The organism is Pseudomonas sp. ES3-33, from assembly GCF_000952175.1.
Taxonomy (GTDB): domain Bacteria; phylum Pseudomonadota; class Gammaproteobacteria; order Pseudomonadales; family Pseudomonadaceae; genus Aquipseudomonas; species Aquipseudomonas gregormendelii.
Map to the genome: position 1 here is coordinate 1 of NZ_JZRI01000088.1, position 22,939 is coordinate 22,939.

27 protein-coding genes are annotated in these 22,939 nt (G+C 60.4%); 18 read left to right on the top strand and 9 right to left on the bottom strand.

Annotated features, from left to right (window positions below):
• Window positions 1-604: 604 nt before the first annotated feature.
• Window positions 605-1,447 (bottom strand): NAD-dependent protein deacetylase, encoded by an 843-nt coding sequence (locus UB23_RS16565; RefSeq protein WP_045060384.1) that lies wholly within the window; start codon window positions 1,445-1,447, stop codon window positions 605-607.
• 444 nt (window positions 1,448-1,891) lie between these two features.
• On the opposite strand from UB23_RS16565, the gene UB23_RS16570 reads away from it, so the two are divergent.
• Both UB23_RS16570 and UB23_RS16575 read left to right on the top strand, forming a co-directional pair.
• Entirely contained in the window at window positions 1,892-2,731 is an 840-nt protein-coding gene (locus tag UB23_RS16570; RefSeq protein WP_045060385.1) for an HvfB family MNIO-type RiPP peptide maturase, read from the top strand.
• A complete protein-coding gene (locus UB23_RS16575; protein WP_045060386.1) occupies window positions 2,724-3,473 on the top strand; it encodes an HvfC family RiPP maturation protein in 750 nt (249 codons plus the stop codon). Before UB23_RS16570 ends, UB23_RS16575 begins: the two co-directional genes overlap by 8 nt.
• 227 nt (window positions 3,474-3,700) lie before the next feature.
• Here the strand turns inward: UB23_RS16575 and UB23_RS16580 are convergent, their stop codons facing one another.
• Window positions 3,701-4,636, bottom strand: coding sequence for a class I SAM-dependent methyltransferase (locus UB23_RS16580; RefSeq protein ID WP_045060387.1), 936 nt, complete (start codon window positions 4,634-4,636; stop codon window positions 3,701-3,703).
• A 169-nt stretch (window positions 4,637-4,805) separates the two neighbouring features.
• Here UB23_RS16580 and UB23_RS16585 point away from each other — a divergent pair, with 169 nt between their 5' ends.
• The 5 genes from UB23_RS16585 to UB23_RS16605 all read left to right on the top strand — a co-directional run bounded on the left by UB23_RS16585 (window position 4,806) and on the right by UB23_RS16605 (window position 7,825).
• A complete protein-coding gene (locus tag UB23_RS16585) occupies window positions 4,806-5,417 on the top strand; it encodes a cytochrome b/b6 domain-containing protein (protein ID WP_045060388.1) in 612 nt (203 codons plus the stop codon).
• Window positions 5,414-6,199, top strand: a complete 786-nt coding sequence (locus tag UB23_RS16590) for a molybdopterin-dependent oxidoreductase (protein WP_045060389.1) — start codon at window positions 5,414-5,416, stop codon at window positions 6,197-6,199. The genes UB23_RS16585 and UB23_RS16590 overlap by 4 nt, the downstream gene beginning before the upstream one ends.
• A gap of 71 nt (window positions 6,200-6,270) precedes the next feature.
• Window positions 6,271-6,552 (top strand): pentapeptide MXKDX repeat protein, encoded by a 282-nt coding sequence (locus UB23_RS16595; RefSeq protein WP_045060390.1) that lies wholly within the window; start codon window positions 6,271-6,273, stop codon window positions 6,550-6,552.
• Between the two features lie 142 nt (window positions 6,553-6,694).
• A complete protein-coding gene (locus UB23_RS16600) occupies window positions 6,695-7,105 on the top strand; it encodes a response regulator (RefSeq protein WP_045060391.1) in 411 nt (136 codons plus the stop codon).
• A gap of 51 nt (window positions 7,106-7,156) precedes the next feature.
• Entirely contained in the window at window positions 7,157-7,825 is a 669-nt protein-coding gene (locus tag UB23_RS16605) for an HAD-IA family hydrolase (protein ID WP_082069194.1), read from the top strand.
• Window positions 7,826-7,943: 118 nt separating this feature from the next.
• On the opposite strand, the gene UB23_RS16610 is transcribed toward UB23_RS16605, so the two are convergent.
• Window positions 7,944-8,261 carry a DUF2388 domain-containing protein gene (locus UB23_RS16610; protein WP_045060428.1) on the bottom strand — a complete coding sequence of 106 codons (318 nt, stop codon included), beginning with the start codon at window positions 8,259-8,261 and terminating at the stop codon, window positions 7,944-7,946.
• Window positions 8,262-8,567: 306 nt separating this feature from the next.
• Between UB23_RS16610 and UB23_RS16615 the strand changes: the two genes are divergently transcribed.
• A complete protein-coding gene (locus tag UB23_RS16615; RefSeq protein ID WP_045060392.1) occupies window positions 8,568-9,161 on the top strand; it encodes a DinB family protein in 594 nt (197 codons plus the stop codon).
• An 88-nt stretch (window positions 9,162-9,249) separates the two neighbouring features.
• On the opposite strand, the gene UB23_RS16620 is transcribed toward UB23_RS16615, so the two are convergent.
• On the bottom strand, window positions 9,250-10,134 hold the full coding sequence (locus UB23_RS16620; protein WP_045060393.1) for a LysR substrate-binding domain-containing protein: 885 nt from the start codon (window positions 10,132-10,134) through the stop codon (window positions 9,250-9,252).
• A gap of 117 nt (window positions 10,135-10,251) precedes the next feature.
• Between UB23_RS16620 and UB23_RS16625 the strand changes: the two genes are divergently transcribed.
• The 3 genes from UB23_RS16625 to UB23_RS16635 are packed head-to-tail and all read left to right on the top strand — an operon-like array spanning window position 10,252 to window position 12,509.
• Complete coding sequence (locus UB23_RS16625; RefSeq protein WP_045060394.1) at window positions 10,252-11,268, top strand: aldo/keto reductase; 1,017 nt, start codon at window positions 10,252-10,254, stop codon at window positions 11,266-11,268.
• A 2-nt stretch (window positions 11,269-11,270) separates the two neighbouring features.
• Window positions 11,271-12,068: an SDR family NAD(P)-dependent oxidoreductase gene (locus tag UB23_RS16630; RefSeq protein ID WP_045060395.1), complete on the top strand. Its 798-nt coding sequence runs from the start codon at window positions 11,271-11,273 to the stop codon at window positions 12,066-12,068.
• Between the two features lie 30 nt (window positions 12,069-12,098).
• Window positions 12,099-12,509, top strand: coding sequence for an SRPBCC family protein (locus UB23_RS16635; protein ID WP_045060396.1), 411 nt, complete (start codon window positions 12,099-12,101; stop codon window positions 12,507-12,509).
• A gap of 112 nt (window positions 12,510-12,621) precedes the next feature.
• Here UB23_RS16635 and UB23_RS16640 read toward each other — a convergent pair whose 3' ends face one another.
• Together UB23_RS16640 and UB23_RS16645 are read right to left on the bottom strand one after the other, a co-directional pair.
• Window positions 12,622-14,016 carry a sensor histidine kinase gene (locus tag UB23_RS16640; RefSeq protein ID WP_045060397.1) on the bottom strand — a complete coding sequence of 465 codons (1,395 nt, stop codon included), beginning with the start codon at window positions 14,014-14,016 and terminating at the stop codon, window positions 12,622-12,624.
• Window positions 13,994-14,677 (bottom strand): response regulator transcription factor, encoded by a 684-nt coding sequence (locus tag UB23_RS16645; RefSeq protein WP_045060398.1) that lies wholly within the window; start codon window positions 14,675-14,677, stop codon window positions 13,994-13,996. The genes UB23_RS16640 and UB23_RS16645 overlap by 23 nt, the downstream gene beginning before the upstream one ends.
• A gap of 267 nt (window positions 14,678-14,944) precedes the next feature.
• Between UB23_RS16645 and UB23_RS16650 the strand changes: the two genes are divergently transcribed.
• A complete protein-coding gene (locus tag UB23_RS16650) occupies window positions 14,945-15,877 on the top strand; it encodes a hypothetical protein (protein ID WP_045060399.1) in 933 nt (310 codons plus the stop codon).
• Window positions 15,878-16,035: 158 nt separating this feature from the next.
• On the opposite strand, the gene UB23_RS16655 is transcribed toward UB23_RS16650, so the two are convergent.
• Window positions 16,036-16,647: a glutathione S-transferase gene (locus UB23_RS16655; protein WP_045060400.1), complete on the bottom strand. Its 612-nt coding sequence runs from the start codon at window positions 16,645-16,647 to the stop codon at window positions 16,036-16,038.
• A gap of 363 nt (window positions 16,648-17,010) precedes the next feature.
• Between UB23_RS16655 and UB23_RS16660 the strand changes: the two genes are divergently transcribed.
• The 3 genes from UB23_RS16660 (at window position 17,011) to UB23_RS16670 (ending at window position 19,563) form a co-directional block, all read left to right on the top strand.
• On the top strand, window positions 17,011-17,415 hold the full coding sequence (locus UB23_RS16660; RefSeq protein WP_007907888.1) for a TraR/DksA family transcriptional regulator: 405 nt from the start codon (window positions 17,011-17,013) through the stop codon (window positions 17,413-17,415).
• 381 nt (window positions 17,416-17,796) lie between these two features.
• On the top strand, window positions 17,797-19,239 hold the full coding sequence (locus tag UB23_RS16665; protein WP_442963630.1) for a methyl-accepting chemotaxis protein: 1,443 nt from the start codon (window positions 17,797-17,799) through the stop codon (window positions 19,237-19,239).
• 120 nt (window positions 19,240-19,359) lie between these two features.
• The gene (locus UB23_RS16670; protein WP_045060401.1) at window positions 19,360-19,563 is read left to right on the top strand and encodes a hypothetical protein; all 204 of its coding nucleotides are present in this window, start codon (window positions 19,360-19,362) and stop codon (window positions 19,561-19,563) included.
• A 9-nt stretch (window positions 19,564-19,572) separates the two neighbouring features.
• Here UB23_RS16670 and UB23_RS16675 read toward each other — a convergent pair whose 3' ends face one another.
• Both UB23_RS16675 and UB23_RS16680 read right to left on the bottom strand, forming a co-directional pair.
• Window positions 19,573-19,812, bottom strand: coding sequence for a DUF2789 domain-containing protein (locus UB23_RS16675; RefSeq protein WP_045060402.1), 240 nt, complete (start codon window positions 19,810-19,812; stop codon window positions 19,573-19,575).
• Between the two features lie 129 nt (window positions 19,813-19,941).
• A complete protein-coding gene (locus UB23_RS16680; RefSeq protein ID WP_045060403.1) occupies window positions 19,942-20,172 on the bottom strand; it encodes a hypothetical protein in 231 nt (76 codons plus the stop codon).
• Window positions 20,173-20,777: 605 nt separating this feature from the next.
• Here UB23_RS16680 and UB23_RS16685 point away from each other — a divergent pair.
• The 3 genes from UB23_RS16685 to UB23_RS16695 all read left to right on the top strand — a co-directional run bounded on the left by UB23_RS16685 (window position 20,778) and on the right by UB23_RS16695 (window position 22,927).
• Window positions 20,778-21,248: a hypothetical protein gene (locus UB23_RS16685; protein ID WP_082069195.1), complete on the top strand. Its 471-nt coding sequence runs from the start codon at window positions 20,778-20,780 to the stop codon at window positions 21,246-21,248.
• A gap of 151 nt (window positions 21,249-21,399) precedes the next feature.
• Complete coding sequence (locus tag UB23_RS16690; protein WP_045060405.1) at window positions 21,400-22,416, top strand: ABC transporter substrate-binding protein; 1,017 nt, start codon at window positions 21,400-21,402, stop codon at window positions 22,414-22,416.
• A gap of 73 nt (window positions 22,417-22,489) precedes the next feature.
• Entirely contained in the window at window positions 22,490-22,927 is a 438-nt protein-coding gene (locus UB23_RS16695; protein ID WP_045060406.1) for a DUF3995 domain-containing protein, read from the top strand.
• Window positions 22,928-22,939 lie beyond the last annotated feature (12 nt).

The following is a 22,939-nucleotide window of genomic DNA, read 5'->3' on the forward strand; positions in this document are numbered from 1 at the left end:
AATGTCGAATGTGCAGACGCCATCGCGGGCAAGCCCGGCTCCCACAGTGATCTGCGCCGAACACAAATGCTGCGCCCACCACAAAAACCCTGTGGGAGCTAGCCTGCTGGCGATGACAATCTGCCTGCCACATCAATGTCGAATCCGCAGACGCCATCGCGGGCAGCCCGGCTCCCACAGTGATCTGCGCCGAACACAAATGCTGCGCCCACCACAAAAACCCTGTGGGAGCTAGCCTGCTGGCGATGACAATCTGCCTGTCACACCAATGTCGAATGTGCAGACGCCATCGCGGGCAAGCCCGGCTCCCACAGTGATCTGCGCCGAACACAAATGCTGCGCCCACCACAAAAACCCTGTGGGAGCTAGCCTGCTGGCGATGACAATCTGCCTGTCACATCAATGTCGAATGTGCAGACGCCATCGCGGGCAAGCCCGGCTCCCACAGAGATATCTGCCGTACACAAATGCTGCGCCCACCACAAAAAACCTGTGGGAGCGGCGGTGCGACGATTCGACTTGCCCGCTATGGCAATCTCCCTGTCACACCAATGTCGAATGTGCAGACGCCATCGCGGGCAAGCCCCACCGGGTCCCCGGAAAATCAGGTGGACAGGTTTTGCGCCAGCAACGGCAGCAGCTGTTCGCACGACGCTTCGATCTTCAGGCCTAGCAGCTCATCGGCCCGCGTCTTGCCCAGATTGATCGCAATCAACGGTTTGCCCTGATCCACCACTGCCCGGCACAAGCGAAACGCCGAATACGCCATCAACGACGACCCCACCACCAGTAATCCAGCGGCTTTCTCAACCGTCGCCATGGCCCTGGCGGCCGTTCCCTGTGCGACGTTCTCGCCAAAGAACACCACGTCGGGTTTCATCCGCTCACCCGCACAATGCGGGCAACGCGGCACCTGGAAGCGCGCTTCGAAAGCAGGGTCGAGCAGGGTGTCGCCATCCGGCGCCTGCACTGCATCCACACCTGCCAGGTAAGGATTGTGCTGTTCCATCTGTTCCTGGATCGAGTCGCGCTCGCTGCGCTCCCCGCAATCCAGGCACAGTACCCGCTGCAAGCTGCCATGCAGTTCGATAACGTCATGGCTGCCGGCCTGATCGTGCAGGGAGTCGACATTCTGAGTGATCAGCGCGCTGATCCGCTGGCTGCATTGCAAATCGGCCAGCGCCTCGTGCGCCACGTTTGGCTGGGCCAGGCGCACGCGCGGCCAGCCCAGCATCGCCCGCGCCCAGTAGCGGCGGCGGGATTCGGCAGCCGAGAGGAACTCCTGGTACATCATCGGCTGCCGACCACGGCGCACGCCCTGGTTGTCCCGGTAATCGGGGATGCCCGAGGGCGTGCTGATACCGGCTCCGGTCAGTACCACGAAGGGTTGTTCGGTCATCAGGTGTCGGAGCTGATCGAGTTGTTCGCGGATTCGGCCATCTAGCATGTTCAACACTCCAGAGATCTTCCCATTGTAGGAGCTGCCGGAGGTTCGGGCCGCGATCGGACGATCTTTTGATTTTGATTGTTAAAGATCAAGGTCAAGAGATCGTCCGATCGCGGGCCGAACCTTCGGCTGCTCCTGCGCGGACCCCACCGGCGTGTTATTTGCGCGCCTCCAGTATCAGGTTGAACGGAATGAACAGGACGCCAGGGGTGTCCTGTGTGCATTAAGTTTAGTTCGCAGGATCTAAGGCGCGTTTCCAAACGACGAAAGTGCTAACTGGAGCAAGCCCGCTCCCCCAGGGGGACTCGGGTGTTGCGTGTATTGGAGTGTATCCAGCCCGCCTGGCGATACAGTTGCCCACACTCCCGGCCCCCACCGAACACAGGCCCGATACATGCCGACGCTTAACTGGACATCCGTTTCCACCACCCCGGAATCAACTGCATGCACAGTCCCAAGCCCCCAGTAAAAAACCGCGTCGGCCTCGGCCTGCGTCGAGGGCTGATGAAGGACTTGCAGGCTGCCCCAGCAGGGGATTTCGACTTTCTCGAGCTCGCCCCGGAAAACTGGATCGGCGTGGGGGGCGCACAGGGTGCGGCGTTGCGCGCCCTGGCGGAAAAGTTTGCGCTGTCGTGTCATGGCTTATCGTTGTCCCTGGGTGGGCCGGCACCGCTGGACGTCGCATTTGTGCGCGAGGTCCGGGTTTTTCTCGAGCTCTACAATGTGCCGCTGTACAGCGAACACCTGAGCTACTGCAGTGATGACGGCCACCTCTACGACCTGCTGCCCTTGCCGTTCACCGAAGAAGCAGTGCACCACGTGGCCGCGCGGATTCGCCAGGCCCAGGACATCCTGGGGCGGCGCCTGGCGGTGGAAAACGTGTCCTATTACGCGGCGCCGCGCCAGGACATGGACGAAGTCACGTTCACCAATGCGGTGCTGCGTGAAGCTGACTGCGACCTGCTGCTGGACGTCAACAATGTGTACGTCAACTCGATCAATCATGGTTTTGATCCGCAGGCGTTCCTGCTCGGCATCGACCCGGGGCGGGTGGTGGGCATGCACGTGGCCGGACATTTCGACGAGTCGGACACCTTGAAGATCGACACCCACGGGGCTTCGGTGAAGCCTGCGGTCTGGTCGTTGCTGGCGCAGGCCTATGCGCGGTTCGGTGCGCAACCGACGCTGCTGGAACGGGACTTCAATTTCCCGGTATTTGCCGAGTTGGTCGCCGAACTGCAAACCATCCGCCGTCTGCAGGCCGCAGGAGTGAATCGTGGATAAGCCCGGCCTGTTTCAGGAGCAGATTACCTTTGGCCGCTACCTGCGCGACCCCGACCATTGCGCGCCGCCCGGCCACATGGACGCGGCAAGGGCCCAGGTTTACCGCGACCTGATCTTTGCCAATCTGTCGCAATTGCTCAGCGCTACTTTCCCTGTGTTGATCAGGATCCTCGGCGAGGCGCGCTGGCGCCTGCTGGTGCGCAGTTTTCTGCGTGACCATCGCGCGCGCACGCCGAAATTCGGCGAAATCGCCGAGGAGTTCGTGGGCTTTGTGGCGACTGTCCCCCAAGGCGACTGGCCCGGGTTCATGGTCGAACTGGCACATTACGAATGGGTCGAGATGGCGTTGCAACAGTCCGACGCCGAACCCCTGCCTGTCAGCACTGGCGCAAGCTTACTGGATCGCCCGCTGCGCGTTTCGCCGCTCGCCTGGCCATTGGCGTATGCCTGGCCGGTCCAGCAGGTCGGGCCGGATTTCCAGCCGTCAATGCCGCCGGCCCAGCCTACGTTGCTGCTGGTGCGTCGCGGCGAAGACTGGAGCGTGAAGTTTTCCGAACTGAGCCCATTGGCCTGGCGCCTGTTGCAGCGCATAAACGAGTTTCCCGCACTCAATGGCCAGGCCCAGTTGCAAGCCCTTGCACAGGAGGCCGGTGCTGAAGACGTGCCCGCTTTCGTGGCGAGCGGCCTGGCCTTGTTGCAGCAGTTGCACGGGGAGGGCGTGGTGGGAGGAGTGGCCCGGTGAGTGTGATTCCCGGGCCGAGCACTTACCGGGAGCGGGTCGCAGCGCCCGGCCAGCCGGCCTGACCCAGGGCTTTGAGCAGCGTGTGTGCGTCCAGTCCCGGCACCGCATGGCCGTTGTCTTAGGCGGAGTCGGAGGCCAGGCACACCACGATCGAACGCGAGCAGGCTCGCTCCCACAGGGGATCTTCGCCGGGCGCGGAATACGTGCACGACGCGGGGTCGATGGTCCTATAGCCGGAACACGAGCGCCTTCAACCCACACTCGATATCAGCGTCTGGAAACTCCGGCGGGTTTTCCAGTCGCCGCTCGAACCGCAGGCTCGGCGCTTCCCGGGTGACGCCTTCGATGAGGAAATCTGCACCGAATGCCGGGTCGTTCATGCAGGCCAGCACCGTGCCCTCGGAGCCCAGCAGCTCCGGGAGCCGGCGCAAGACTCGCTGGTAATCCTTGGTCAGCAGGAAGCTGCCTTTCTGGAAGGACGGCGGGTCGATGATCACCAGGTCATAGGGCCCCTTGCCGATTACCTTGCCCCAGGACTTGAACAGGTCGTGCCCCAGGAACGTCACCTTGCCCAGGTCGTGCCCGTTGAGCCGGTGATTGTCGCGACCGCGGCTCAGGGCCGCGCTGGACATGTCCAGGTTGACCACATGCTCGGCGCCGCCTTCGATTGCTGTCACGGAAAAGCCGCAAGTGTAGGCAAACAGATTGAGCACGCGCTTGCCCTGCGCATTGGCCCGCACCCAGTCGCGCCCGTAGCGCATATCGAGGAACAGGCCGTTGTTCTGCTTGCGGCCCAGGTCCACCCGATAGCGCAGGCCGCCCTCGGTGATGGTCATGTCATCGAGGGCGTCCCCCACCAGCCATTCGGTGGTGCTTTGCGGCAGGTAGCGGTGCTGCAACGCGAGCGTATGTGCGCCGCAGGCCACCCAGGCAGGCGAAGCGGCCAGCCGCAACAGGTCTGCCTTCAGCGCCTCCAATTGCGCCGCCTGCGGTTCCTTGAACAGCGACACCAGCACCACCCCTTGCAACCAGTCGACTGTCACCTGTTCCAGGCCCGGCCAGCAACGCCCGCGGCCATGGAACAGCCGGCGGGTTTCGGCGGGGGCGTCTGCCAGGGCGGTCAGCAGATGGGCGTGGAGGAGGGCGAGCGCTTCTGGATTCATCGGCCTGGTTCGGTCATTTGAGGGGGCGGCATTTAACCACAACTTGGGCTAGCGCCTGCTTTCCGGGTGTCGGGAGTTATCACGTTTAATTTAACTTTTCGTGAGGATTTGGCGATCTGATGGCCCACATACTCGGTTCCATCGAACACCAGTCGCCGGGAGAGCCACCATGTTGCAGCAACCCACGGTCAGCACGCATCCGCGCTGGTTACGACTGACTCACTGGCTCAATGCCTTGGCGGTGTTGGTGATGGTCACCAGCGGCTGGCGCATCTACAACGCCTCGCCGCTCTACGATTTCAGTTTTCCCCCGTCGATCACCCTGGGTGGCTGGCTCGGCGGGGCGCTGCAATGGCATTTCGCGGCGATGTGGTTTCTGGTCGTCAATGGCGTCATTTATTTATTGGTCAACCTCATCAGTGGGCGCCTGTCGCGACGGTTTTTCCCCCTGTCGCCCAAAGGTGTCGGGCACGACCTGCTGGCCGCGCTGCGGGGCAAGTTGGGGCATGCGGACCTGCGCCAGTACAACCAGGTGCAGCGCCTTGCCTACCTGTTTGTAATGCTCGACATCGCGCTGCTGGTGGTCTCCGGACTGGTGCTGTGGAAGTCCGTGCAGTTCCCTTTGTTGCGCGAGCTGCTGGGGGGCTACGAAGCGGCGCGGCACGTTCACTTTATTGCCATGGCGCTGTTGCTGGGGTTTGTCGCGGTGCACTTGGTGATGGTCGCGCTGGTCCCCAAAACCCTGGTTGCCATGCTGTTCGGTCACAAGGAACCCTTATGAAAAAGCGCATTCAAGGACCCGGGCTGGATGAAGCGTCCATTCTCGCCGACGCTCGCAAAATCATCGCCCCGCAAATCGAAGACCGCTCGCGCCGCTCGTTTCTGTTGCGTGGCCTGACCCTCGGCGGGGTGGCGATGTTGTCCGGTTGCAACCTGACCGACAACGACAGCGTCGAGAGCGCGTTGTCTTCGATGTCGCGCTTCAACGATCGGGTGCAGGGCTGGCTGTTCAACCCCAATGCACTGGCGCCCACCTATCCGGCGTCGATGATCACCCGGCCATTTCCGTTCAATGCCTTCTACGGTATCGACGAAGCGCCGACCGTCGAGGCCGACAGTTTCCGACTGGAAGTCACCGGCCTGGTCGCCGACAAACGCAGCTGGCGTCTGGAGGAACTGCGCGCCATGGCCCAGGCCGAACAGATCACCCGGCACATTTGCGTCGAAGGCTGGAGCGCGATAGGTCGCTGGGGCGGGGTGCCTTTCAGCGATTTCCTCAGGCGTATCGGCGCCGATACGCACGCCAGATACGTGGGCTTCAAATGCGCGGACGATTACTACACCAGCATCGACATGGCCACCGCGCTGCACCCGCAAACCCTGCTGGCGCTGACCTACGACGGCGCGGTGCTGCCGCGTGAGTACGGCTTCCCGATGAAGCTGCGCATGCCCACCAAGCTGGGCTACAAAAATCCCAAGCATATCCAGGCGATTTTCGTCAGTAACACCTACACCGGCGGCTACTGGGAAGACCAGGGTTACAACTGGTTCGGTGGCAGCTGACGGACACCCGCCAGGTTCATCCGCGCAGCCCGTGTTGCGCACATTCGCACCTCAGCTCCAGGAGATTCATCATGAAAAAACTGACCAGCATTGCCCTGTCCATGTGCCTCGCAGCAGGGGCCGCCAGCGTGTTTGCCGCCGATACCATGAGTCCGGACGGTATGAGCAAGGACTCGATGTCCAAGGACGCGATGAAAAAAGACTCGATGAACAAAGACAGCATGAGCAAGGACGCCATGAAGCAGGACAGCATGTCCAAGGACGGGATGAAAAAGGACAGCATGTCCAAAGACGGGATGAAAAAGGACGCAATGTCCAAAGACGCCATGAAAAAGGACGACATGGCCAAGTGATCTACGCTTCGTGAACGGCTGGACGCCTGATTTCGTCGACTGCCTGTATCAAAAATGAATTTCCGCCGAGTCCGCTGCTCATACCTGTAAGCAGCGGATTTGAGCCCGCGAAATTTTTGAGCAATCAGGGAGTGGCACCGTCATGAGTCCAGTCACAACGGCAATCGATCACCTTCCCGACGGGTTGATTCTTGTAGTGGAGGATGATCCGTTGATCCTGGAGTTTCTCTGCGAAATTCTTCAGGACGAAGGTTTTACCGTTGAACCCCAGGTCAGTGCGGACGCGGCAGCGGTCTATCTGGAGCAGCACTCCGACAAGGTCAGTTTGTTGCTGACCGATATCACCATGCCCGGCAAACTCAACGGTGCCGACCTGGCGAATCAGTTCGGCGATCGCTGGCCGGACAAGCCGATCATGATCATGTCAGGGTTCGAAACGCCGGAGACTTCCGGGGTTCGGCACGATGTTTCTTTCATCAAGAAACCTTGGGCGCTCGGGCAATTGCTCGATTGCGTTGAAGGGGCGCTGAAGAAAGCCCCGGTGCAACGTTGATCCTGTACATTGGGTGAAACCCCGCCCGTTATCTGGATAGGAAGTCTGCTTTTGCCTGCTGACGACGCTGTTTTCAATCGCGCTTACCGCGCCTTTCTCTTCGACATGGATGGCACCGTTCTCAACTCCATTGCTGCCGCCGAGCGAATCTGGACTACCTGGGCCCTGCGCCACGGCATCGATGTCGCGTCGTTCCTGCCCACCATTCATGGCGCCCGTGCCATCGACACGGTTAACCGTCAAGGTTTGCCGGGGATTGATGCACAGACAGAAGCAGCCTGGGTTACCCAGGCCGAGATCGAGGACGTAGAGGGCATTGTCGAGGTGTCGGGGGCCGCGCGGTTCTTGCAGTCGCTACCGGCCAGGCAGTGGGCGATAGTAACTTCGGCGCCCAAGGCATTGGCTTTGCGGCGGATGGCAGCGGCCGGTGTCCCGGCGCCCGCCGTGATGATCACCGCCGAGGATGTCAGCGCGGGCAAGCCTGATCCTGCCGGTTACAAACTGGCGGCCGAGCGGTTGGGGGTAGAGATTGGCGAGTGCCTGATTTTTGAAGATGCCAGTGTGGGCATCCAGGCGGCTGAGACGTCCGGCGCTGATCTGCTGGTGATCACCTCGACGCATCCGCACCCGATGGATACGCCCCACGCGACGCTGGAAAGCTATGAACGGGTGGGTGTTGTGTTGTGTGCAGACGGGCAACTGACCTTGCAACAGCTCTAAAACAACTCCGCCCGTAGGAGCTACCGAAGGCTGCGATACAACTGCGTCCTTAGGAGCTGCCGCAGACTGCGATAACAACTCCGTCCGTAGGAGCTGCCGCAGGACGTGTCGGGTTGGCTTACTGCCCCGACGCAGCACCATCATTGATCAGGATGGCCCGGGCCAGGTCTTCATCGCTGGCGTTCAGGCCAGGATTGTCCTGGCGAATCTGATGCATCACCGACTCCAAATACACCCCGCGAATGGCGCCGCCGCTGGCAACGAAGCTTGAGGCATCATCCTTGGCTGGAATCATCAATTTGTGATCCTTGAACGTGGAATACAGCGACGCTGAAACCCCGGCCGAAGTGGCGACATCGCCGGCATCGACTTTGGCCATGGCGGAACCGAACGGCAAGCAAAGTACCAGTGAAGAGATCAGAACAAGACGGCGCATGACGGTGTCCTCCGACAGCTTGAAGCGTAAGTGAATTACCACATACCTTAAGATGCGTGTCGGGGCTCAGTAGTTCCTTGAGCGGCAGATAATCATTTCAGACAACAATCCTCACTCGCCATTTCAAGGCTCTTGTGCACCTATGCAGGCCCTGGCAGGCATGCCGTGTGATACCGCAACGCGGATAGATTGCCCGCAGCTGTCTGTTTCCCCAAATCGTCACCTGTACCGGTGATCAGCGCCCAGGCTGGCGGGGCTCAGCGGGTCTAAACTTGGCAGTGCGCCCATCGCAATGGGAGAACTGCAATGATCAATACAGCTACTGCCTGCATGCTGGCCGATTACAAGCGCTGGGCGGACCTGCGCCTGTTCGACAGCCTCGCCGCGCTGCCACCCGGTGAAGTCGATAAACAACGGGTCTCGGTGTTCAACAATATGATTGGCACCTTGAACCACATCTACGTGGTGGACTGTATCTGGCAAGCCCACCTGGAGGGCCGCGGACACGGTTTCAAAACCTCACACGGTCTGCTCCACGCCGACCTGCCGGAACTGCGCCAGGCGCAGAAGGATATCGATCACTGGTACTGCGACTGGAGCGCCAGTCAAACCGATGCCTCGCTGCTCAAACCGGTCGAGTTCGCATTCGTTTCCGGCGAAAACGGCACCATGAGCGCGGGCGCGATGCTGATGCACGTGATCAACCATGCCAGCTATCACCGTGGCTGGGTGGTGCAGATGTACTTCGAGATCCCGGCCATGCCACCGGTAACGGACCTGCCGGTGTTCCTGCGCGAACATGATCCGCAGCTGAAGACGCAGAAAGCACCTGCGGCGGCGCCGTCATGTGTCGGGCTATTCGCGAGCGCCACCAACGTTTTGCCGGACCGTTATCGTTGACGCCGCTTCACACCCTCGACAGCGGCGTCAGCCCAATGTCGAAGGGCGGAGCGTCGGCACGCAACTGGCTGCTGCCTTCGATCAAACTTTACTCGGTCAGCACCTTCCTGAACGTTTCCACCAACGGCCGCAAGTTGATCCGGTGCCAGGCCACCCACAACGGCGTGGTAAACGCTATCCACGGTACCTCCCGTAACACCACCCCTGGTGGCGCATTTCGACTCAAGCCTTTCTGAATCATCGCAATCCCCAGCCCTGAGGCGACCAGCCCCAGGGCGGTGAAGGGTTCGGTGGCTTCCATGCGGATGTCCGGAGTGAAGCCGGCGCGGATGCAGGCACTGACGAAGTCTTCGCGACTGGCGCAGTTCTGCCGGTGTTGCACCCCGATCCACTCCTGGGTGGCCAGGTCTGCGGGGGCCAGTGTGCTTTGCCGTGCCAGCGGATGGTGCTCGGGCAGGGCCAGGAGCATCGGGTCGTCGAGGACCTGAAAGCCGAGGAGGTCGGGGTCGTCGTCGGTCGGCGGTTCGCTGACAAGGGCGATATCCAGACTACGCTGACGCAGGCCTTCGAGTTGTTCGGCGCAGCTCAGGTTGTACAGCGCGACGTGCACGCCTGGCCGGTCTGCCCGCAGCACGCGCAAGGCATTGGGCAGTACCCCGGCGTGCATGGCGTTTTCGATGTAGCCGATGCACAGGCCGCCTTCCTCACCGCGACCCAGGCGTTTGCCAAGGGATTCCAGGCGGTTGGCATGGGTCAGCAGGGCGCGGGTTTCGGCAAGGAAGGTCTGGCCGTCGCGGGTCAGGCGGATGCGTTGCTGGCTGCGCTCGAACAGGGTCAGACCCAGGCGTTCTTCGAGCTGGGCGATCTGCCGGCTCAAGGGCGACTGGGAAATGTGCAGGCGCTCGGCGGCGCGGCCGACGTGCTCTTCTTCGGCGACAGCGACGAAGTAACGCAGTTGGCGGATGTCGATCATGTCAGACCCTCAGGGACTCAAGTGCTGCACATTATGTCTTGGACGGTCCGATCATCACAATCCAGAATCTGCTCAACGGTCGATTGACCGATCTCTGAATACGACGAGGTTTGCATCATGAGCTTGAAAGACAAACTGCCCGGCGCCCTGGGTTTTGGCACCGCGCCGCTGGGCAACATGTTCCGTGCCATTCCCGAGGAAGAGGCGCTGGCCACCGTGCACGGAGCCTGGGATGCCGGCGTGCGATATTTCGACACCGCGCCATTTTATGGCTCGGGCCTGGCGGAAATCCGCTTGGGTGCGGCGCTGGCTGGGTACAAGCGCGACGACTATGTGTTGAGCAGCAAAGTCGGGCGGGTGATTCTCGATGAGGTCGAGGATGCCGCGGCGCGGGACCTGGGCGAGAAGAGCGGAGTGTTCGAACACGGCCGGCCCAACAAAATCGTCAATGACTACAGCGCCGACGCGACGCTGCGCTCAATTGAAGACAGCCTCGAACGCCTGCAAACCGATCGCCTGGACATCGTCTGGGTGCATGATATTGCCCAGGATTTCTACGGGGACCAATGGCTCGAATACTTCAATCAGGCCCGCACCGGTGCCTTCAAGGTGCTGACACGCCTGCGTGAAGAAGGGGTGATCAAAGGCTGGGGGCTGGGGGTGAACAAGGTCGAGCCCTGTGAGCTGACTCTGGACCTGACCGAAGCGCAGCCGGATGGTTTTCTGCTGGCGGGGCGCTATACCTTGCTTGATCACGACCGGGCCCTGCAGCGCTTGATGGCGTCGGCGCTGGCGCAGAATGTCGAGATTGTGGTCGGTGGCCCTTACAGTTCCGGGATCTTGGCGGGCGGTGCACATTTTGAGTACCAGAAGGCCAGCCCGCAGATCGTCAGCAAGGTCGAACAGATCAAGCGCATTGCCGCGGCCCATGGTGTCGACATCAAGGCTGCTGCGTTGCAGTTCAGCCTGGCTAACCCGGCAGTGGCGGCGGTCATTCCAGGTTCCAGTCGGCCGGGGCGGATTGCCGAGGATGTGGCGGCGCTGTCGGCGGTTATTCCTGCGGCGTTCTGGCAGGCAATGCGTGAAGCGAAACTGGTGTCCGAGCGGGCGCCGTTGCCAACGATGGGAGCTTGAAGATGAAAATTGATCTGAGCGAAAAACTGGCCATTGTCAGTGGCAGTACGGCCGGTATTGGCCTGGGCATCAGCAAGGCGCTGGCCGAATCCGGTGCGACGGTGGTGGTGATCGGCCGGGATACGGCCAAGGTCGAGCAGGCCCTTGAGAGCATTCGCCAGAGCGTGCCGGGCGCGCAGGTGCGGGGCCTGACGGCGGACCTTGGGACCGCAGAAGGCGCAGCCCAGCTGTTCGCTGCCGAGCCGCGGGCGGACATCCTGGTGAATAACCTGGGGATCTTCAATGAGGTGGATTTCTTCGACGCGCCGGACAGTGAATGGACGCGCTTTTATGAGGTCAACGTGATTTCCGGCGTGCGCCTGTCCCGGCATTATGTGCCGGACATGGTCAAGCAAGGCTGGGGCCGGGTGATTTTCCTGTCCTCGGAATCCGGGGTGGCGACGCCGGCCGACATGATCAATTACGGCGTGACCAAGAGTGCTAACCTCGCGGTGTCCCATGGCCTGGCCAAGCGGCTGGCGGGCACCGGTGTGACGGTCAACGCGATCTTGCCCGGCCCGACGTTCACCGACGGCCTGGAGCAGATGCTCAAGGATGCCACCGCCGAATCCGGCCGCAGCGCCCGGGAGGAAGCTGACGCCTTTGTACGCAAGGCGCGCCCGACTTCGATTATCCAGCGCGTGGCAGATGTCGAGGAGGTGGCCAATCTTGTGGCTTACATCGCTTCGCCATTGTCTTCGGCCACCACCGGCGCTGCTTTGCGCGTCGATGGCGGTGTTGTGGACAGCATGGCGATCTGATTTTTTTGATTGATTTGAGAGAGAACCTACATGGCAACTGCATCAGCGTTCATTGATATTCCGGCTTCGGCCGACGATGTTTGGCAATTGATTGGTGGCTTCAATTCGCTGCCGGACTGGCTGCCGTTCATTCCAAAAAGCGAACTGAGCGAAGGCGGGCGCGTGCGCAGCCTGCAGACCTCGGACGGTGCGGTAGTGGTTGAGCGGCTTGAATTTTTTGATAACGCCGGGAAGACTTACAGCTACTCGATTTTGCAGGCGCCGTTTCCGGCCACTGATTATCTGGCGACGATCCGCGTTGAGGCTCAGGGCGAGGGTGCGCGCGTGACGTGGTCGGGGCGGTTTGTACCGGTGGGCGTGACCGAGGAGGAGGTTGTGGAGCTGTTCAGCGGGATTTATCAGGGTGGCGTGCAAGCTTTGCGGGCTAATTACCCCGGGTAACCCCGATCGACATGGGGCCAGTGTGGGAGCGGGCTTGCCCGCGATGGCGGTGGGTCAGGCGACGCACATTTTGAATGTGCCGGCCTCATCGCGATCCATCGCCACATGAACCTCAAGTCTGGGCAATGGGCGGTTGCCGGCAATCGAGCACCAGCCGAGCGCCGCCCAGTTCGCTTTCACCGAGGTCCAGGGTGAACCCATGCAGGCTGACGATCGCTGCGACTATCGACAGGCCCAAGCCAAATCCGCTTTGTTGATTCCCGCCCTCGGCGCGGTAGAAGCGCTGGAACACGGCTTCTCTCTCTGCCAGCGCAATGCCAGGTCCAGAGTCGAGCACTTCGATTCGCGTATGCCCACCCGCATCGATCCCGCGCAAAATCACCTCGCCACCCGGTGGCGTGAACTTGATCGAGTTGCTCAGCAGGTTAGCCAAGGCCTCGAACAACAAAGCCCGATCGCCATTGAGCGGCGGCAACGTAGCGGGCAGTTGCAGCTTGAACGTCAGTTCGCCTTCTTCCGCCAGTGGCAAGTAGAAATCATGCAGCTCCTGCAGCATGGGCAATGGGTCAAGCTGCACAAAGCCGGAGCGCCGCTGCCGGTCTTCCAGTTCGGAGATCCGCAACAGGCCACGAAAGCGTGCCATCAGGGTATCCGCCTCACCCAACACTGAATCAAGCTGCGCGGCCAGGGGCGAGCCGTCGTCCGCCTGCTGCTGAATCCGGTACAGCTGCGCCCGCAGGCGCGTCAGTGGGGTGCGCAGGTCGTGGGCGATGTTGTCGCAGACGCCCTTGACCTCATTCATCAGGCGCTCGATGCGTTCCAGCATGGCGTTGACGATGGCGGCCAGCATGTCCAGTTCGTCACGGCGATTGGACAGCGGCAGGCGGCGGGTCAGGTCGCCGGCGACGATCGCCTCGGCGCTGGCCTGGATGGCGCGAATTCGCCGCAGGGGGCGGCGGCGCAACAGGTGCCAGCCAGCGATGCCCGGAAGTATGGTCAGGGTCACTCCCCAGAACAGCGCGTGCAAAATGATCCGCGTCACAGCGAACAGCGAGCCGTTGTCGCGCACCAGGATCAGCCAGCGACCGTCCTTCGTCTGGGTGGCGACCGCGTCACAACTGTCGGCTGGCAGGCTCGGGTCATCGGAATCGGCGCAGTCGCTCAGCATGTGGATTTTGCCGTCCAGCAGCAGACCTTTCGGTATGTGATCCAGCGCTCCGCTGAGGTAGCGGTGCTGATCGTCAAACAGGCCATAGGCGTCGATGCCGCGAATGTCGAACGTCATGCTGACGGCGAGGGCGTCGAGCAGTTGCTGACCCTGGAAATGCGAGAACAGGTGCTGGCGTTGCAGCAGCGAGTGCTTGGCCAGATTGTCGAGGTAGGTGGACACCTCGTAGTACATCACGCCCATCAGAATCCCGCTCCAGATCACGAACAGCGAACTGTAAAGCGCCAGCAACCGGCTGCTGGAGGAGCGCCAACCGTTAGAGGGGTTCGGCAATGACATAACCTGAGCCTCGCACGGTCCGAATCAGTGGGACATTGCCAGGCGGGTCGATCTTTTTGCGCAGGCGACCGATATGCACGTCGATGAGATTGGTGCCAGGGTCGAAGTGATAACCCCACACCTCCTCGAAAATCATCATGCGCGACAGAATCTGCCCGGTATTGCGCATCAGGAATTCGAGCAGTTTGTATTCGGTGGGCAGCAGTGTCAGCAGTTGGCCGTCGCGACTGGCTTCGTGGCTGATCAGGTTCAGCTCCAGGTCGGCGACCCGCAACGTAGTTACTTGGGAGGTGACTGTGTTCTGCCGGCGCAACAGGACTTCCACCCGGGCTGCCATTTCATCGGTAGCGAAGGGCTTGGTCAGGTAATCGTCACCGCCTGCGCGCAGCCCCCGAACCCGCTCATCGACGTCGGAGAGGGCGCTGATCATCAGGATGGGCGTGGCCACACCCATGGTGCGCAAGGTGGTGACGATCGCCAGGCCATCCAGCTCGGGCAGCATGCGGTCTAGGGTGATCAGGTCATAGTCGCCACTGACTGCCCGCTCCAGGCCTTCTCGGCCGTTATCCACCCAGTCTACGTCGAGGCCATGGCTGCTGAGTTCGGCAACGATTTCCCGGGCGGTCACGGCGTCGTCTTCGATGGTCAAGATTCGGGTCATTGGCGGGCCTGATTGGGGTTCAAAACGGTGGACCCATTTTGCCAAGAAAACCGCTCATTCTTTCTAAATAAAAATTCATCCGGGAATGCAGTGCATAAAACCCGCTGATATCGGCGTTTTGTTGCAATTTGCATGATTTTAGCAAGTTCAATTTTTATAAATCATTGAAAAATATAGGTTTATCAAAAAAGCGCGCTTGGCACGCCGACTGCAATTGTTCAGGCAGCTACTTGTAACAACATCTTTCCTGCCTGGAGCGACACAATAATGAATAGATCCTCGGATGGTTTCTATCCTGCCGCAGAAGAATCAAACGCGCGGTCGGGCGTTTCCTGGGGTGCGATTTTTGCCGGTGCCGCTGCAGCGGCGGCGTTGTCGCTGATCCTCGTATTGCTGGGATTTGGCCTTGGCTTCTCGGCGGTTTCGCCATGGGCCAATGAAGGCGTGAGCGCCAAGGGGCTGGGCATTTCCACGATCGTCTGGCTGGCCTTCACGCAAATCGTCGCATCGGGCCTGGGTGGCTACATTGCGGGCCGCCTGCGGGTCAAATGGGCCAACATGCACGGCGATGAAGTCTACTTCCGTGATACCGCCCATGGCTTCCTTTCGTGGTGCGTTGCAACGTTGGTGGCCGCGACCCTGGTGGTCGGTTCGGTCAGCAGCATCATCAGTGGTGGCGTGCAAGCCGGTGCCAGTGTGGTCGGGGGTGCAGCCAGCATGGCTACCCAGGCAGCAGGTTCGGCAGCCGGTAACACCGACAGTGACCAGTATGGTTACTTCATCGACAGCCTGTTCCGTGATGATCGTCCAGCCGCCGTCAGCGATGACGCCGCCCGTGGCACCGTCACCCGCATCTTCGTACGCAGCCTGAACGACGGCCAACTCGCCGCCGAAGACCGTACCTACCTTGCACAACTGGTTGCCCAGCGTACCAACCTGACCCAGGCCGATGCCGAGCGTCGTGTCGACGAGGTGTATGCCCGTACCCAGAAAGCCGTGGCCGACGCCAAACAGGCTGCCAAGGAAGCGGCGGACACCGCTGCCAAAGTGGCTGCCACTACCACCTTGTGGATGTTCGTTGCGCTGCTGATCGGTGCCTTCTTCGCCAGCCTCGCTGCCACCTTCGGCGGTCGTCGCCGTGATGCCGTGGTGTATGTCGAATCCGACGCCTACGTCACTACTACCAACTCGATTCGTTAAACCAGGAGAAACCTCATGCGCTCATTACTGTTGTTCTTTCTCGGTGTACCGATCCCGATCATTATCCTGATCGCCCTGTTTATGCACTGATAGTCCTGGAGCTTGTGCTCCTGCCGCTTCTGCCTCTGGTAGAAGCGGCGTTTTTGTTTAAGGGGGATTCATTCGATCGGCGTGTCCAGGAAGGCTTCCAGCTGCTCCGCATACGCGGTAAACGCGCTGATCTGTGGAAACCGCTCGCTGTCTACCTGCTCCGGCACCACCAGCCGAGAGAAGCTCCAGGCCACCGCCACGCTGATCCCGGCCTGGTCGATCGAACCATCGGCCTTCAAAGGCGCAAACTCCAGCTCGCGCTCAAGCGCCGAATACGCCGCTGCCAGTTGTCCCTCCACCCGTTCCACCCAGGGTTCATATTGAATCTCGGCGGGCCGCAGGTTGCGTTCGTAATACAGCTGTACGGATTTTTCACAGGCGGCCAACGCCAGGCCAGTCAGGCGCAATGCGCGCAAGCGTTGATCGAGTTCGCCGGGCATCAGGGTGTAGTCCGACCCGGCCAACGCCTCCAGGTAGTCGATGATCAGCGTGGAGTCGATCAGCACATCGCCGTTGTCCAGCACCAGGGTGGGCGCCTTGACCACTGGATTGATCTGCTGGAACTGCTCGAAGTGACGAAACACCGAGACTGATTGGTGTTCCAGAGGGATGCCCAGGCACTTGGCGCTAATGGCCACGCGCCGTACGTAGGGCGAATCGAGCATGCCGATCAACTTCATGGATATTCTCCTTGGGGTCGGGCTTATGGGATGCTCAACCTTAGCTCAGGTTGGGCGCGGTGCAATAGATGTACGGGGGAGCCGCCGTTTGTCCTCTATATACAGCCACCCGATTGAATTTCTTGCTATAAACGCACTCCGATAACCACTGCAACGACTGCCGTAGAGCATTTTCGGGGTCTTGTCGGACGAATTCACTGTCTTTTCAGTTGCTGAGGCCTCAAGTCGGCCTTAGACTGCCGCCCCTCGTAAATTGAGTGCCGGGTGGCGCTTGGAATAAATGGCGCCTTTGCGTTGGCCTTCCCAGGCCCAGCGGAACGCTCCCTAATTCGCCTTAATGCACGTTTTTTTATAGAGATATCAATGACAAAGGACAAGTTGCTGGCCATGCCGGCGGATGACTACATGAATGCCGAGCAACATGCTTTTTTCTCCGAGCTGTTGCAAAACATGAAAGTTGAAACCCATGAGCGCATCGAACAGAACCGCATCGCCATCGAGAGCCTGGACACCCCAGCCGATCCGGCCGACGCTGCTTCCGTCGAAGAAGAGCGCACCTGGCTGGTAAACGCGATCGATCGCGACCAGCGCATGCTGCCTCAGTTGGAACAAGCCCTTGAGCGCATCAAGGAAGACAGCTTCGGCTGGTGCGATGACAGCGGCGAGGCAATTGGCCTCAAGCGCCTGCTGATCAGCCCGACCACCAAGTACTGCATCGAAGCACAAGAGCGTCACGAACAGATCGACAAGCACCAGCGTCAGGCCTGATTTCGTTTCGTAGCGCTTGAATCGCGGGCAAGCCCGCTCCCGCAAGGTTTGCGTTGAACCTGTGGGAGCAGGCTTGCCCGCGATGCTTTTTATCGTCCGCAGAAAACCCGACACGCTTCTATTGATCTGCTGCAATAACCGCGACTAACGGACCATGGATAATGGCCAGGTAGTGGCGTTAAATGCGGGTACAACAATTAGAAGACACGTGGGGTGATGACGATGACGAGAGACGGATCTCTGGTTGGGCCAGTGCCGGCACCAGTACCGGCAACCCGCAACCAATGGCTCACGCCGACGCTGCAAAGTGTCGCGCTGCTGCTCCTGCTAGGGGGCATCACGCTGGGAGGCTGGTCGCTGGCTGTCGGCCTGCCGCTGGCGATGCTGATTATCTGGCTGCCGCGCCTGCGCCAGCGCAGAGCCCCTGAGGCGCCTGCCGACACATCCGACGGCATCGCCGGGTTGACCCGCGATCTGTCGTACGCCACCAGCCACAATGCGCTTTCAGCCGCCGGCGTCGCCTATTCGGTCAAGCAACTGGCCGACCGCCTGCAGTCGCAACTGGGGGCGGCTGCGCAAATCGTCAGCAATGCCGAAGTACTGATTGCCACCGAACAAGCCACATCACTGCTCAGCCAGCAAGCGCTGGGGGCCGCCAGCGAAGCTCATCACAGCAGCGCGGCCGGGCGTTCGCAACTGGTCGAGTCGATCGCGCGCATGCATCAGCTCAGTCTGCGCGCGAGCAACAGCCGGGAAATGATCGAAGCCTTGAGCCTGCGCAGCGACGACATCCAGCGAGTGACGTTGGTGATCCAGTCCATTGCCAGCCAGACCAACCTGCTGGCCCTGAATGCGGCCATCGAAGCGGCGCGGGCAGGTGAACATGGCCGGGGCTTTGCGGTTGTTGCCGATGAAGTGCGCGGCCTGGCTGCGCGCACGGCGACCGCGACGGGCGAAGTCGGCGAGATGGTCGCCGATATCCAGCAACGCACGGCGCAAGTGGTGGAGCAGATTCGTCAACTGTCCAGCGACCTGGACCAGGGCGTCGAACAGGTCGAGCAAACCGGACAGCACCTGGAGAACATCGCGCGGCTGGCAGCCGGGGTCGAACACCAGGTCGGCGAAATCGCCCAGGGCGCGGCGACCAACCGCGAGCAACTGGACAGCCTGTTCCACGCCATCGAGCAGATGCGCAGCGACCTGGGCGTCAGCGACCAGCAGACCCAACGACTGGCACTGGCCGCAGTGCAAATGGAAGGGCAGGCCGAAACCATCAGCGAGCGGCTTGCCGAAGTCGGCCTGGATGATTACCACCAACGCATCTACGACCTCGCCCGCGAAGGCGCAAGCCAGATCACGGCGCGATTCGAAGCTGATATCGACCAGGGACGTGTCAGCCTCGATGACCTGTTCGATCGCAATTACCAGGCGATTCCCAACACTCATCCGGGCAAGTTTCAGACCCGCTTCGATCGTTACACCGACCAGGTGTTGCCGGCCATCCAGGAACCGCTGCTGGCCCGTCACGAGGGCCTGGTGTTCGCCATCGCCTGCACGCAGCAGGGCTACGTGCCCACCCATAACAAGGTGTTCAGCCAACCGTTGACTGGCGATGCGCAACTGGACGCGCTGAACAATCGCACCAAACGCAAGTTTGCCGATCGCACGGGCATTCGTTGTGGCAGCCATCGGCAACCCGTGCTGCTGCAAACCTATACCCGCGACACCGGTGAATTGATGCACGATCTTTCGGTGCCAATTCTGCTCAAAGGGCGTCACTGGGGTGGTTTGCGCCTGGGCTATAAACCAGAGAGTCCGCGCTGACCTGGCGGCCATTGTTACCGGTTCGGCAACTAAGCTGTGCAGCGGCGTTGCTGTTTCCTCGCCGGGAAACTCATTAACCTACCGACATAGTTAGGTGGCTAATGAATTAGGCGAGGCAATATGCAAAGCAAAGTGGATGTTGCGGTGATGATTGGCAGCGCTGTGCCCTCGAACCTGCGGGCGATGGGGCAGAGTGTCTGCTGGGTGGTGCTGCTGAACGGGGAGCGTCGCGGTACGGCGTTCGCCAGTCGCAATGAAGCGCAGGAGTGCAAAGCTGCCTGGCTTGCGCAATTGAGCGCAAAACAACAAGGCAGCCTGCACTGAGTCCGCTGCTTAGTGAACCTGGTGCATGCGCAGGTTGAGGTCGTCGACCACCCGCGCCCAGTCAGCATCTTCGCGCAATTGTTCTTTCAGGAAGGCTGCCTGCTGCGGCGTCCAGAATTCGGCGTCGATCAGCTTCTTGTCGTCGGGGAGGGGAGAGTGACTGGCGATGAAGTCGTCGATCGCCTTCTCGCTGGAATCCAGGCCCAGCTGGTCAAACAGGCCTTTCAAATCATGTGTAGGTGCATCCATGTTGATCTCCTTGAGTGTCGCGTCGAGTGCAAGTGCTGAAGTACGGCTCATTGCATCTGAGGCGGCCGCGCTCCAGGAGTTCGATAGCGATGTTCTAAAGCAGGGCAAGCATAGACGGCAAACTGAAGATCAGGCCTTTAACGCGCCTTCATCGACAGCCAGTTTGAGTGCTTTGGCGGCATCCTGGGCGGCAATGGCGGCCACGTCGGCGGTCTTGAACCAGCGGTCCTTTTCGACCTGGTGGCAGGTGACGGTGGTCAGCGGCGGTTTGGCGCGCATGATGATGACTGCCTGGAACTCACCCTCTACTTCCCTGACTTCGCCCCGGATGAAAAATTCGCCGATATCAAATTCCGTCACGTCGCAGCCTTCCCATGAGAATATTCTGTTGTTTTGAACGCCGCCCGCCGTTGGGACGGATTTCATTGGTCGGGCATTATGGCAGTAGTTGCCTGCCGCCGGCTGAGATAAGTCGCCGGCATGACGAAACGCCTGTCGAAGCCGCAGTCAGTGGCGGCACTCGAGGGCGTGGCCTGCAAATGATTGCACGGGGAGCCAGGCAGTTGGCTGAAGTGTGTTTAAGTGCACCTGTGAAGTCCTTTTCACGGGTTTGCCGACGTCTGTTCGTCGTTATGGGTAGTCTGGAAGAGCGTCGCTGCTCTAGAATCACCTGCAGTTCCGGGCGTACGTGCCTTTCCAAAGCAATTTTTGCCTGGCGATCTGTTGGAAAAATGCTTTTTTCAAAGCGATTTTTCCCCGGAGTTGATAGTCCGTTTTCTCTGGCGTAAAAAAGGCGCTGTACTCCAAGTCTTGAAAAACGCCAGACAGGACGACGTGGGTGGTATTCCATTATCCTGTTGATCCTGGGATTCACCCCGGTTTATGTGTTCATTTCGGCATTGCCGCTATTTTCTGCCGTGCGCCCGTTTCGCGCGCGGCACCATTTCAGATGTGGGGATGTTTCCTTGGCAGTAAGTAATCTCGATATGCATGCTTTGTTCGTGCTGGGTGATCTGCGGGCAAAGCTGGTTAAACAGTTTCAGTCACGTTTCGTTTACATCACCGAACAAAACGCCGAAGGCATTTACATTGCCGAAATCGATACCGAAGAGTCGTTGGTCGTTGATGATAAACCCGGGCTCAAGCTCAAGGTTGGCGATCACTTCAGCGCATCCGTGCTACCCAGTCGCGAAGGCGGCAAGCTGGATATCAAGTTTCGCGAAATTAAACTGACCGTTTACGGCCTTGGCGATTATGCGTTCGTGACTACCGCTGATGGCCACGGCATCGTGTTCAAGGAAGGCCATAGCGTGGTGATGGTATTCGCCGCGCACCAGCAGTTGCAGGAAGGTTTGACCAAGACACTCAAGGCCGTTACGGCCAAGGCCGCGAAATGGCGCAAGGGTGAACTGGTGACCTTCAAGGCCAGCGAATAAGCGGCCGGCACTGCAGTACATTTGCGAAAACAGATTCACGCCCTTCGAAAGCAGGAACCTCTACTACAGTCAGTGGACTGAGTATTTTGAGGCTCGCGGTCTTCTGCCCGGCCATCCTGCTATTGCTGTGAACAGCACGAGGTGCAAAAGCATGAAAGGATTACGACGGTTCCTGGCCGCTGCCCTGGCCACTGGCGCTTTGTTCGCTTCATCCGGCCCGGTGGCCGCCGCCCAGGCGCCCATCCATTTTGCCGACCTGAATTGGGAAAGCGGCAGCCTGATCACCGATATCCTGCGGATCATCGTCGAGAAGGGTTACGGACTGCCCACCGATACCTTGCCGGGCACGACCATTACCCTGGAAACCGCGCTGGCCAACAACGATATCCAGGTGATCGGCGAAGAATGGGCCGGGCGTAGTCCGGTCTGGGTCAAGGCTGAGGCTGAAGGCAAGGTGGTGAGCCTGGGCGACACGGTCAAGGGCGCCACCGAAGGCTGGTGGGTGCCCGAGTATGTGATCAAGGGTGACCCGGCCAAGGGTATCAAGGCCGTGGCCCCTGACCTGCGCAGCGTCACCGATCTGCCCAGGTACAAGGACGTGTTCAGCGATCCGGAATCGCCTGGCAAGGGCCGCTTTCTCAACAGCCCGATCGGCTGGACGTCCGAGGTGGTCAACAAGCAGAAGCTCAAGGCCTACGGGCTGGACGACAGCTACGTGAACTTCCGCAGCGGGTCCGGGGCGGCGCTGGATGCCGAGATCAGTTCTTCGATTCGTCGAGGCAAACCGATCCTGTTCTATTACTGGTCGCCGACGCCGCTGCTCGGCCGCTTCAAGCTGATCCAGCTGGAAGAACCGCCGTTCAATGCCGAAGCCTGGAAGACCCTCACCGATGCCGACAATCCCAATCCGCAGCCGACCCGCTCGCTGGCGTCGAAGCTGTCGATCGGTGTGTCCACCCCGTTCCAGAAGCAGTACCCGCAGATTGCCGAGTTTTTCAGCAAGGTTGATTTCCCGATCGAGCCATTGAACAAGGCGTTGGCCCAGATGAGCGAAAAACACACCGCGCCACGCCAGGCGGCCGAGGCGTTCATGAAGGCGCATCCGGACGTGTGGCAGGCCTGGGTGCCCAAGGATGTCGCCGCCAAAGTTGCTGCCGAGTTGAAGTGAGTTTGGGGCTGCCCTTACATAATCGGTCGGGTAGGTTCATCCTGCGCGCACATTTCACGCTGGAAGTTTGACTATGAGCCTGGTAATTGCGCAATGGATGGCTGCCGTCTTCCTCCTGATCAGCCTGGTCCACCTGTACTGGGCGGCCGGTGGCAAGCTGGGCAGCGAGGCCGCCGTGCCGCGAGTGCCCATGGAGGACGACCAAGGCTCCAGGCCGGCCTTCAAGCCTTCTGGATTTGCCACGCTACTGGTAGCGGTCGGCCTGCTGCTGATCGCGATGCTGGTGTGCCTGCGGGTCGGCCTGTACCTGCCGACGGTGCATCACTGGTCACTGCAGTGGGTGATCAGCGCCATTGCGATGCTGATGTTCGCCCGGGCGATTGGCGATTCGAATCTTGTAGGGTTTTTCAAACAGGTCAAGGATTCCAAATTTGCCCGCCTCGATACCTGGGCGTATTCGCCGTTGTGTGTGGTGCTGGGGGCAGGGTTGCTGGCGGTGGCGTGGATCTGAAGAGCGGGCACG